We start from the raw sequence: 13,334 nt of genomic DNA, 5'->3' as shown, positions 1-13,334 counted from the left end.
GCGCGCAGTTGTTCCTTGACCGCTTTGAGCGAAGCGCCGAGTTCTGCGCTGGCAGTCAGCTTGACCGGGAACAGGCTGGTGAACCAGCCCACACTGCGGCTCAGGTCGATGTCGGCGAACAGGTCTTCGCGGCCATGGCCTTCGAGCTGAATCAGCGTCGAATCCTCACCGGTCCAACGGCTGATCACCCGTGCCAGTGCGGTCAGCAACAGGTCGTTGACCTGGGTGCGATAGGCCGCTGGCGCGTCTTGCAGCAGTTTCCGGGTCAGGTCCGCACCGAGTCGGGTCTGCACCGTGTGTTCATGACGGCTCTGCAAGCTGCCGTCGGCGTGATCCACCGGCAACTGGCTGGATACATTTTGCAGCTGTTCGAGCCAGTAAGGTTGCTCGGCCAGCAGCGTTTCGCTGCTCGCATAAGCGTGCAGGCGCTCGGCCCAGGTTTTGAACGCGCTGGTCCGGGCCGGCAGTTTCATCGGCTGGGTGCTGCTGATTTGCTGGTAAAGCCCTTGCAGGTCTTCCAGCAGAACACGCCACGAAACGCCGTCGACCACCAGGTGATGGATCACCAGCAACAGCCGCTGACTGCCGTCCGCCAGGGTCGCCAGTACGGCGCGCAACAACGGCCCGCCGAGGGCGAGGCTGCGTTGCGCTTCAAGGCCCAGTGCTTCGAGTTCTGCGGCGTCTGCGACCTGGGCTTGCCACAGCAGATCCTCCGGCTGCTCGCCGACCGCCCGGTGTTGCGCGGTCCATTGGCCATCGACAGACGCAAACGACAAGCGCAGTGCATCGTGGTGTTCGATCAACGCGTCGAGGGCGGCCTTCAGATGCCCGGCGTCCAGGGTCTGCGAGGTGTTGAGCAGCACCGACTGGTTCCAGTGATGCGGCTCGGCCACGCCTTCTTCGAAGAACTGCAACTGCGCCGGCAGCAACAGCGACGCACCGGTGACCGGCGACTGGTCGATGACAAAACCGCCCTCGCCGACCCGCGCGACACTGGCCAGACCTTGAATGGTCTGGTGCTGGAACAGGTCTTTCGGACTGAAATGAATACCCGCCTGACGGGCGCGGCTGACCACTTGAATCGAGACGATCGAATCACCGCCCAGTTCGAAGAAGTTGTCGGTCACACCGATTTGCGCCAAGCCCAGCACCGCTTGCCAGATGTCCACCAGCGTTTGCTCGGCGGCATTGGTAGCGGCCAGGTAATCCTGCTGCGCCTGCGCCGCATCGGGTTTCGGCAACGCATGACGATCGAGTTTGCCGTTGGGCGACAGCGGCATTTTCGCCAGGAACAACAGGTGCGTCGGCACCATGTAGTCCGGCAAGGTTTGCTGAAGCTGCTCGTGCAATGCACGGCGCAGTTCGCTTTGCAGATCGCTGTCGGCCATGACCGGCTCGGCGTCGGTCGGCACCACGTAGGCCACCAGTTGCTGACCACTTGGCCCGGCCACCGCCATCACCAGCGTTTCGCGGACGGTCTGGGCATCCAGCAGGCGCGCTTCGATTTCACCGAGTTCGATACGGAAACCACGAATCTTCACCTGATGGTCGACACGCCCGATGTACTCGATCACCCCGTCGGCACGGAACCGCGCCAGGTCACCGGTGCGATACAGACGTGCGCCCGGCTGCACCGAGAACGGATCCGGCATGAAGCGCTCGGCACTCAGGTCCGGACGGTTGAAGTAACCGCGAGCGAGCAATTCGCCGCCGATCATCAGCTCACCCACCGCGCCCACCGGCACCGGTTGCCCGGCGATGTCCAGCAGGTAGATGGAACGGCCCGGCAACGCCGAACCGATCGGCAAGGTCGATGGCGTCGGCTCGGCACCGGTCACGTAGTCGCCGCAATCCAGCGACGTGGCGGTCACGGTGGCTTCGGTCGGGCCGTAGGTGTTGAGCAAACGAACGTGGGCCAGACCGGCCTTGTTCCAGGCCGCCATGCCTTCGGGCGGCATCGCTTCACCGCCGGCATGCACCTGACGCAACACGCCGTAGTCACGCGGGCCGACTTCGGCGAAGTCCTTGGCCAGCATGCCCCAGTAGGCGGTGGTCAGATCGATCACGCTGATGCGCTTGTCGAGCATCTCGGTGTACAGGGTTTCGCTGTCCCAGATCTCGGTGCCGCGCAGCACGACCGAAGCACCGGTGATCAGCGCCGGGTACAGCTGCTCGACAAAACCGTCGAAGTTGAACGTCGAGAATTGCAGCACGCAGTCCTGCGCGGTCAACGCCATCAGGTCCACGGTCACGTAGGCGTGCTTGGTCAGCGACGCCTGATTGATCCCCACGCCTTTCGGACGTCCGGTGGAGCCCGATGTGAACATCACGTACGCGAGGTTATCGGCCAGGGTCAGGTTCGACAGATCAGCGCTTTCGAGCTGCTCTGGTTGACGATCAACACACAGCACCTCGACGCCTGCGACCTGCGGCAGACGCTCCAGCAAATGGCTCTGGCTCAGCAACAGCAGCAGGCCGCTGTCTTCGATCATGCAGGTCAGGCGATCACTCGGGTATTGCGGGTCCAGCGGCACGTACGCGCCGCCGGCCTTGAGCACCGCCAACAGGCTGATGATCATCTCCAGCGAACGCTCGACGGCGATCCCCACCAGCACGTCAGGACCGACGCCGCGCTGACGCAAGGTGTGCGCCAGACGGTTGGCCTGCTGATTGAGTTCGGCGTACGTCAGACGCTGATCGGCAAAGTACAGCGCGACCTGATCCGGCGCGCGTTGCACCTGCTGTTCGAACAATTGATGCACGTGCAGCGCAGTTGGGTAGTGCCCTGCGCAATAGCCCCAATCATTGAGCGCCAGCTCCCGTGCAGCCGCGTCGAGCAGTTGCAGGTCGCCCAGGCAACGTTGATCGGAACCGGCGGCCATCTGCATCAGCACGTGATTCAACTGAGCGCCCAGTTGCTCGACGGTGGCGTCGGCAAAGTGTTCGCGGTCAAAGCTGTAATGCACTTCCAGCGTGCCTTCCAGGCTCACGCCCAGGGTCAGCGGGTAGTTGGTCTGTTCGTGGTTGGCCACCGGGCCGAAGCGCAGACCTTGCGGTGCGCCCTGCTCCAGCGCCTGGGCAATCGGGTAGTTTTCGAACACCAGAATGTTGTCGAACAGCGCTTCGCCGCCCTGCCCGGCCCAGCGCTGGATATCGAACAGCGCGGTGTGTTCGAACTCGCGCAGCGCGAGGTTTTGCGCCTGCACCGCTTGCAGCCAGCTGCCGAGCGATTGCTCGGGCCGTGGGCTGGCGATCACCGGCAAGGTGTTGATGAACAGACCGATCTGTTGCTCGATTCCCGGCAAGTCCGCCGGACGCCCCGCCACGGTGGCGCCGAACGCGACGCTGGCCTTGCCGGTGTAGCGTTGCAGCACCAGCAGCCATGCGGCCTGAACGAGGGTGTTGACGGTGACTTTGGAAGCGCGGGCGAAGTCGCCCAAGCGAGCGGTCTGCTCGCTGTCCAGCACGCGATAATGGTCGCCGTAGCCTTGCACCGCCGGTGCATCTTTCGGCCGGGCGATGGCGTGAGCCAGGCGCGTCGGTTCGTCCAGCGTGCGCAACGCCGGCAGCCAGAACGCTTCACTTGCCGCCGCGTCCTGACGCTGCAGCCAACCGATGTAATCGCCGTAGTGGCCCGCGTGTGCCGCGCTGAACTTGCCGCTGTAGCGTTGCAGCACTTCGCCGAGCAACTGCGAGTTGCTCCAGCCATCCATCAGGATGTGGTGGTTGGTGTAGATCAAGTGATGACGCTGGTCATCGATACGCACGATCACCAAACGCAGCAGGGTCGATGCATTCAGGTCCAGGCTCTGACGCTCGGCGTCGGCCAGGGTCTGCAACGCGTCTTCCCGCTGCGGCTGCGCACGCCAGTCGTGCAGGCTGTAAGGCATTTGCGCGTGCTTGCTGACCACTTGCACCGGCGCATCCAGCTGGCCCTGCCAGACGAACCGCGTACGCAGAATGTCGTGCGCATCGACGGCGGCCTGCCAGGCCTGATGGAAACGCTCGGGGTCGAGGCCTTCGACGTCCAGGCGCATCTGGTTGATGTAGTTGCCGGTGGACTCTTCATACACCGCGTGGAACAGCATGCCCTGCTGCATCGGCGACAGCGGATAAACGTCTTCGATCAACTGCGGCGCCAGCGGCAAGCCGTCCAGTTGAGCCTGGCTCAAACGTGCCAGCGGGAAGTCCGACGGCGTGACACCGTGATGATCGGCCTGGCAGCAATGCGCGATCAGCGCTTGCAGCTCCTGGGCGTAATCATCGGCCAGACGCTGAATCGTTGCCTCATCGAACATCTCATGGCTGAACGTCCAGCCCAGGTTCAGTTCGCCGCCATACACCTGGCCGTTGAGCGCCAACTGGTTGGCCAGCGGCGCATTGGCATTCAGTTCATCGCCCGCCGCTTCGCTGGACGGCACGAACAGCGCGCCATCGGCGGCGTCGAAGCTGCCGTCGAACTGACCCAGGTAGTTGAAGGTCAGGCGCGGAACCGGCAGTTGCGCGAGGGAGGCGCGATCAGCGTCCTCGCCCAGATACGCCAGCGCTCCAAAACCGATGCCCTTGTTGGGGATCGCGCGCAGTTGTTCCTTGATCTGTTTCAGCGACGCGCCCAGTTCTGCAACCGGCGTCAGTTTGGCCGGGTACACGGTGGTGAACCAGCCCACGGTGCGGGTCAGGTCGATGCTGTCGAACAGCTCTTCACGGCCATGGCCTTCGAGTTGAATCAATGCACTGTCGGCGCCGGTCCAGCGCACCATCACGCGGGCCAGTGCGGTCAGCAGCAAGTCATTGACATGGGTGCGATAGGCCGCCGGAGCGTCCTGCAGCAACTGACGGGTCAGGGCCTTGTCCAGACGGGTACGCACGGTCAACGCATGACGGTTTTGCAGACCACCGTCGGCGTTGTCCAGCGGCAGCGCGACATCGGCGCCTTGAAGCTGGCCCTGCCAGTACGCCAGCTCGGAACGCAGATCGCTGCTGCGGGCGTAGGTTTGCAGGTGTTCGGCCCAAGCCTTGGCGGCGCTGGTTTTCGCCGGCAATTGCAGGGGTTCGCCCGCTGCGATCTGCCGGTAAGCGCTTTGCAGATCATCGAACAGAATCCGCCACGACACGCCGTCCACCACCAGGTGATGGATCGCCAGCAACAACCGCTGGCTGCCATCGTCGAGGTTTGCCAGCACCGCACGCAGCAGCGGCCCGGCTTGCAGATCGAGGCTGCGTTGCGCCTCGTTGGCCACCGCTTCCAGCGCGGCGACATCGGCCACATCGACCGTCCACAGAAGAGCATCGTTGCGGCTGTCGACGCCACGGTACTCGGCGTGCCAGCCATCGGCCTGCTCGACGAAACTCAGGCGCAAACCATCGTGATGCGCGACCAGCGATTCCAGCGCCTGCTCCAGTGCAGCTGCTTGCAACGGCTGAGTCGGCTTGAGCATCACCGCCTGGTTCCAGTGCTGACGCTCAGGGATGTCCTGTTCGAAGAAGGCCTGTTGCACCGCCAGCAACGGCAGCGCACCGGTCACCGGACCCTGATCGATGGCTTGCGCCTGCTCGCCCACCTTGGCCACCGCCGCCAGTGCGGCGATGGTCTGGTGCTGGAACAAGTCTTTCGGCGTGAAGCGGATCCCGGCCTGCCGCGCACGGCTGACCACCTGGATCGAGATGATCGAATCGCCACCCAGTTCGAAGAAGTTGTCGCTGACACCCACCTGCTGAAGTTTCAGCACGTCCTGCCAGATCGTCGCCAGTTGCTGCTCCAGCACGGTTTGCGGCGCGACGTAGGCTTGTTGCAGTTGGCTGACATCCGGTTTCGGCAGGTTCTTGCGGTCGAGTTTGCCGTTCGGTGTCAGCGGCATGCGTTCCAGACGCAGCACGTAGGCCGGCACCATGTGCGCCGGCAGTGTGGCTTTGAGCTGCTCGCGCAGGTCTTCGGCGAAATCCTCGCGGGCCGAATCACCGACCACGTAGGCCACCAGACGCTTGCCGCTGCCGGCGCTGCCTTCCTGCGCCACGACTACCGCTTCCCGCACGCCGTCGAGGGCTTGCAGGCAGGCTTCGATTTCCCCCAGTTCGATCCGGAAACCACGAATTTTCACCTGATTGTCGATGCGATCCAGGTAGTCGAAGGTGCCGTCGGCACGCTGGCGCACCAGGTCGCCGGTGCGGTACAGCAAGCCACCGGTGTGGCTGAACGGATCCGCGACAAAACGCTCGGCTGTCAGCCCCGGACGGTTGAGGTAACCACGCGCCAGGCCCGTGCCGCCGAGGTACAACTCGCCAGCCATGCCTTGCGGCAACAGGTTCAGATCGGCGTCGAGCACATAGGCGCTGCGGTCACCGATACGGCTGCCGATCGGCGCGTAGGCCGCACCGCACGGCACTTCGCGACCGGCCTTCCAGATCAGCGGCGTGACTACGGTTTCGGTCGGTCCGTAGCCGTTGATGATGTAGTCCGGATCGAGGGCGCGTTTGACCCGTTCGAAACTGGCGCTCGGCACCGCGTCACCGCCGAAGCAGTAGATACGCACCTTGGGTGGATTGCCCTCGCGCTCGGCGTGTTCGGCCAGTTGTTGCAAGTACACCGGCGGGAACGCAACCACGGTCACACCGTGTTCGCGCATCGCGTTGTACGTCTGTTCCGGGGTCCACAGCGTGTCGTCGCGGATCAGCAGCGAGGCACCGTGGGTCAGGCTGGTCAGCCAGCGCTCGTGGGCACCGTCGAAGGCGAACGACATGAAGTGGAATTCGCAGTCGCTGTCACGCATTTCATAACGCTGACCGATGGCCTGGCAGTGCATCGCCAACGGGCCGTGGGCAACGCTGACGCCCTTCGGATTACCGGTGGAACCGGAGGTGTAGATCACGTAGGCGAGGTTGTCCGGATCGAGCTGCACCTGCGGTGCCTTGATCGGCCACTCGCGCAAGTCGAGGCGATCCAGTTCCAGCACCGGCACCGATTCGGCGACCGGCAATTGCGCCGACACCGACGAATCGCTGATCAGCAACGCCAGCCCCGAATCCTCGATCAGGTACGCCAGACGCTCGCGCGGATAACTGGTGTCCAGCGGCACATAGGCACCGCCCGCCTTGAGTACGGCCAGCAAGGCGACGATCACCGCTTCGCTGCGCGGCAAGGCCACGCCGACCCGGGTTTCGGCACCGACACCGCGGGCAATCAGCGCGTGGGCCAGTTGATTGGCGCGCTGATCGATCTCGCCATAGCTGAAGTGCTGACCATTGAAAATCACTGCGGTGCGCTGCGGACGCTCGGCGGCCAAGGTGCTGATCCGCTGATGTACAGCGACGTCCACCGGGTACGGCTGCGGGTGGTTATCGGCTTGTTGGCGGGCGTGTTCGCCGGCGTCGGCCAAGGCGATTTCACCGAGGCTGCGCTCGGCCGACACGGCAAACTGCTCAAGCAATTGCAGCAGGTGTGCGCTGATGCCTTCGATGGCAGCGCTGGCGAAATGGCCACGGTCGAAGCTGTAGTGCAGCGCCAGTTGCTCACCGAGGGTGACGGCGACGCTCAACGCATAGTGGGTCTGTTCCAGGTTGGCGACTTCGCCGAACACCACGCCCTGATCGGCGCCTTGCTTCAGGGCCTGGGCAATCGGGTAGTTTTCGAACACCAGAATGTTGTCGAACAGCGCTTCACCGCCCTGCCCGGCCCAACGCTGAAGGTCCGCCAGCGGCGTGTGCTCGAAATCGCGCAGGCTGAGGTTCTGCCCCTGCACGGCTTGCAGCCAGTGGCCCACGCTTTGATCGGGACGCGGCGCACCGATCACCGGCAAGGTATTGATGAACAGTCCGACCTGCTGCTCGATGCCCGGCAGGTCCGCCGGACGCCCGGCAACCGTGGCTCCGAACGCCACGGCTTCGTGACCGGTGTAGCGTTGCAGCAACAGCAGCCACGCGGCCTGGATCAAGGTGTTGACGGTGACTTTCTGCTGGCGGGCGAAGGTTTCCAGCACACGGGTTTGCGCCACGTCGAGGGTCTGGAAGTGATCGCCGTGACCGCTCTGGCTGTCGCTGGTCGAGGCCACGCGGGCCAGACGGGTCGGCTCTTGCAGGGCGGCCAGTTGCTCGCCCCAGAAGTTTTCGCTGAGTCGAGCGTCCTGACGTTGCAGCCAGGCGATGTAGTCGCGATAGCGTCCGCCGGCATTCGCCGGAATCTGCCCGCTGTAGCGCTGCAACACTTCGCCGAGCAACTGCGAGTTGCTCCAGCCATCCATCAGGATGTGGTGATGGGTGTAGATCAGGTGCCACTGCTCGGCGCCGGTCTGCACCAGCACCAGACGCAGCAGCGGCGCGCAGGTCAGGTCGAAGCCTTGTTGGCGCTCGGCATCGGCCAGCGCCGCGAGGGCTTGTGGCTGATCGTCACGGGAGCGCCAGTCCAGCGCGGTGAACGGCAATTGCACCTGCTTGTGGACGATTTGCACCGGCTCGGCCAGCTCGCCCTGCCAGACAAACCCGCTGCGCAGGATGTCCTGGGCATCGACGGTGGCCTGCCACGCATCGCGGAAACGCTGTGGATCGATGCCTTGAACGTCGACGCGCATCTGGTTGATGTATTCGCCCGCTGCTTGCTCGTACAGGGTATGGAACAGCAGCCCCTGCTGCATCGGCGACAGCGGATAGAGATCGTCCAGCTCACCGGCCGGCACCGGCAGCGCATCGAGTTGCGCCTGCGTCACGCGCGCCAGCGGGAAGTCCGACGGTGTCGCTTGCGGCGCTTCGAGCGCACAGCAATGGTCGATCAAAGCGTTGAGTTCAAGGGCGTATTGATCCGCCAGTTGCTGCACGGTCGCCGCGTCGAACATCTCACGGCTGAAGCCCCAGTTCAGCGCCAGCTCGCCGCCGTACACCTGGCCTTCGACCGTCAGCCAGTTGGCCAGCGGCGCCGACGGATCCTGCGCTTCACCGCCACCTTCACCGGACGGCACAAACAGTGCCGCCTCATCGAACTGACGGTCGAACTGACCGAGGTAGTTGAAGGTGATGCGCGGTTTGACGTCGCTGTTCAGCGACGCTGCCGTTTGCGCGTCCGCCAGATAACGCAGTGCGCCGTAGCTCAGGCCTTTGTCCGGCACGGCACGCAGTTGTTCCTTGATGGCTTTGATCGAAGCGCCCAGGTTGTCCGCCGGGCGCAGATTGACCGGGAACAGGCTGGTGAACCAGCCAAGGGTGCGGGTCAGGTCGACGTCATCGAACAGGTCTTCACGACCGTGACCTTCCAGTTGAATCAGGGTGCTGGCCTGGCCGCTCCAGCGGCAGACCACGCGGGCCAGCGCAGTCAGCAGCAGGTCGTTGACCTGGGTGCGATAGGCCGCCGGGGCCTGTTGCAGCAACTTGCGGGTCTGTTCAGCGCTGAGCTTGAGTTCGACCTTGTCTTCGAAACGGTTTTCCAGTGCGCCGTCAGGACGCTCGCAAGGCAGTTCGGCATGCGGTGCGTCACGCAGTTGCGCCTGCCAGTAATCGAGGCTTTCGGCGAAAGTCGGCAGGTGCCCTTGCAGGCGTGCGACCCACTGCTGATACGAACTGGTCTTGCCTGGCAAGGCGCTCGCCGCGCCGCTTAGGGACTGGGTGTAAGCGGCTTGCAAGTCTTCCAGCAAAACGCGCCACGACACGCCGTCGATCACCAGGTGATGCGCGACCAGCAGCAAACGCTGGCTGCCATCGGCCAGATTTACCAGCATTGCGCGCAGCAAAGGGCCGTTGCTCAGGTCCAGGCTGCGCTGGGCTTCGTCGCACAAGGCCTTGAGGTCTTCCAGCGATTGCGCGTTGCGCTGCCACAACACCGACTCGCCGGTTGGCGCGGCATACGCCTGCTGCCAACCCTCGGCAGTCGATTCGTAGCGCAGGCGCAGCGCGTCGTGATGGTTGAGCAACTGGCTCAGCGCGCGATCCAGCGCGCCAGCGTCCACAGGCTGTTGCGCCGTCAGCAACAGCGACTGGTTCCAGTGCTGACGTTGAGGAATGTCCTGTTCGAAGAACCACTGCTGCACCGGCGCCAGCGCCACGGCGCCCACGGCCGGGCCTTGGTCGATCAGCGTCTGTTGGCCCTGACGGGCGACTTGCGCGAGGCTGCGGATAGTCTGGTGCTGGAACAGCTCTTTGGGGCTCAGCACGATCCCGGCCTGACGGGCGCGGCTGACCACTTGCATCGATACGATGGAGTCGCCGCCCAGTTCGAAGAAGTTGTCTTCGAGGCCGACGTTTTCAATCGACAACACGTCCTGCCAGATCGCCGCCAGGGCTTTTTCCAGGGCGCTGCGTGGCGCCACGTGTTCGCGTTGTTGCTGGCTGCCATCGACGGCCGGCAGCGCCTTGCGGTCGAGTTTGCCGTTGGGCGTCAGCGGCAATTGCTCGAGGAACAGCAGGTACGCCGGCACCATGTAGTCCGGCAAATGTTGGCGCAGCGCCGCTTTCAGGGTTTCGCGCAGGCTCGCCTGGGCATCGGCATCCGCCGCCAGCACGGTCGCGTCGGTCGGCACGATGTAGGCCACCAATTGTTGGCCGCTGGCGCCTTCCTGAGCCAGCACCGCCAGCTCGCGCACCGCGTCCTGTTGCAACAGCCGCGCTTCGATTTCGCCGAGCTCGATGCGGAAACCGCGCACCTTCACCTGGTGGTCGATCCGGCCGACGTATTGCAACGCGCCATCGGCCTGATAACGGGTCAGGTCACCAGTGCGGTACAGCCGCTCGCCGTTGTTGGCGAATGGATTGGGCACGTACTTCTCGGCGGTCATCGCTGCGCGGCCCAGATAGCCACGGGTAATACCGGCACCCGCCAGATACAGTTCGGCCGCTGCGCCTTGCGGCACCGGTTGCAAATCAGCGTCCAGCAGATAGCTGGCGGTGCCGGTCAGTGGTCGACCGATGCTCGGCGTACCGCCCACCGCACGACGGGTCCAGGTGGAATACGTGGTGTCTTCCGACGGGCCGTACAGGTCGTAGACATGTTCGACGCTGGCCTGTTGATACAGCGCCTCGACCAGGCTTTGCTTCAGCGGTTCACCCGCGAGGTTGATGATGCGCACGCTCGACGGGATCGCACCGTCGCGCTGCAAGGCATTGATCGCCGAAGGCACGGTGTTGATCAACCGCACCTGATCGCGTGCCGGCAGTTGCGGCAGCTCTAGGGCATTGCGCGCGATGATCACCGAACCGCCGTTGGCGAGGGTGACAAACAGCTCCCACACCGACAGGTCGAAGCACACCGACGTCGACGCCAGCACACCTTGAATGTCATCGCGGCTGTAGACCGTGTGCGACCAGTCGATCAAGGCCTGCACGTTGCGGTGCGCGATGGCCACGCCTTTTGGTTTGCCGGTGGAACCGGAGGTGTAGATCACGTAAGCGAGGTTGTCCGGCGTCACCGCCGTGACTGGCGTACTGGACGGATACGCCGCCAGTTCGGCGGCGATCCGGTCCAGCAACAGGACTTGGGTTTCGGCGTTGACGGAAAGCGTCTCGGCCACGGCCTGCTCGGTCAGCAGCACCAGCGCGCGGCTGTCTTCAAGCATGTAGGCGACGCGATCCGCCGGGTAATCCGGGTCCAGCGGCACGTAGGCGCCACCGGCCTTGAGCACCGCCAGCAACGCCACCAGCAAACTGTCGGAACGCTGCATGGCAACGCCGACCCGGACTTCCGGGCCAACGCCGCATTCGATCAGTTTGTGCGCCAGCGCATTGGCCCGCGCATCGACCTCGGCGTAGGTGAAGGTTTGCTCGCCAAAGGTCACGGCCAGCGCGTCCGGCTGGGCGGCAACTTGTTGCTCGATCAAGCGATGGATGCTCGACGCCTGGGTAGTGCCGGCCTGCGCGCTGTTCCAGTCGAACACCATGCGTTGGTATTCGGCCGCTTCCAGCAACGGCAGATCGCTGATGCGCTGATTGCTGTTCTGCACCATGCCACGCAGCAGGTTCAGCCAGTGCTGCGCCATGCGCGTGATGGTCTGTGGGTCGAACAGATCGTTGGCGTAGGTCAGCGCGGCGTGCAGCCGGCCGCCCTTCTCGTAAGTGTCCAGGGTCAGATCGAATTGCGTGGTGCGCCCCTGCCATTCGATGACGCCCAGTTCCAGCCCGGACGCGGTGCTCACCGTGCTGATGTCGGCGACTTGCGGCTGATGGTTGTACATCACCTGAAACAGCGGCGTGTGGCTGAGGCTGCGTTCCAGTTTCAGCGCTTCGACCAGCCGCTCGAACGGCAAGTCCTGATGAGCCTGGGCGCCGAGCGCGGTCTCTTTGACGACGCGCAACAGATCGCCGACGCGCGTCTGCCCGTCCAGTTCGGTCCGCAGGACCTGGGTGTTGACGAAGAAGCCGATCAGGCCTTCGATTTCACCTCGGTTGCGGTTGGCGATCGGCACGCCGACGCGAATGTCCGACTGCCCGGTGTAGCGATGCAGCAGCACGTTGAAAGCGCCGAGCAGCAACATGAACAAGGTGATGTTGTGCTGTTGGGCGCTGCTGCGCAGTTGTTCCGCCAGCGCGCCGTCGATGGCGAATTCGTAACGCGTACCGCGATAGCTCGGCATCGCCGGGCGCGGGTGATCGGTTGGCAGTTCCAGCACCGGGTGCTCATCGCCCAGTTGCGCCTGCCAGTATTCCAGTTGCCGCGCCTGTTCGCCCGCTTCCAGCCAGCGGCGCTGCCACAGTGCGTAGTCGCTGTACTGGATCGGCAACGGCGCCAGTTGCGGCGACTGCCCGGCTTCATGGGCGTCATAGCAACGGATGAATTCGTCGATCAGCACGTTCATCGACCAGCCATCGGAAACGATGTGGTGCAAGGTCAGCAGCAGCACGTGCTCCTGTTCGTCGAGCTTGAGCAACTTGACCCGCAGCAGCGGGCCGACGGCCAGATCGAATGGCTGCAAGGATTGTTGCTGAGCGGCGTCGGCTACCGCGGCTTCGCGCTCGGGCGCGGCGAGACCGCTGAAATCTACGTGCTCGATCACCAGCGGCGCTTCGGCCGGCACTTGCAGCAGACTGTCGTCGGCCTGTCGCTGGAACACCGTGCGCAGGGTTTCGTGACGCGCCACCAGGCTGGCAAACGCCGCCTCGAGCGCAGTCAGGCTCAAGCGCCCCGTCAGGCGCACCGCGCCCGGCAAGTTGTAGGCGCCGCTGTGCGGGTCCAGTTGCCAGAGAAACCACATGCGCTGCTGCGCGTAGGACAGCGCCTGCCGATCATCGGCCTCGACCCCTTGGGGAATCGGAAAACGGGCGAAATCCACGCCCTCCTTGTGCAGGGCCGCGAGGAACATCTGGCGCTTTTCCAGGGGCAACCCGATAAACCGGCGAGCAAGTTTCAAGGAGTCTTCAGCATTCAT

1 protein-coding gene (cut by a window edge) is annotated in these 13,334 nt (G+C 64.1%); it reads right to left on the bottom strand.

Annotated elements, in window-relative coordinates; all coding sequences use genetic code 11:
- On the bottom strand, positions 1-13,334 hold the 5' portion of the coding sequence (locus AC3WRD_RS12005; RefSeq protein WP_102621951.1) for a non-ribosomal peptide synthase/polyketide synthase. The gene continues 3,631 nt to the left of window position 1, outside the view; 13,334 of the gene's 16,965 nt are visible here — the first part of the coding sequence; its start codon is at positions 13,332-13,334; its stop codon lies off the left edge, out of view.

Source organism: Pseudomonas sp. FW215-R2 (assembly GCF_058789255.1).
Note: the sequence above shows the minus strand (reverse complement) of the source record. Positions and strands in the feature narration are given on the sequence as shown.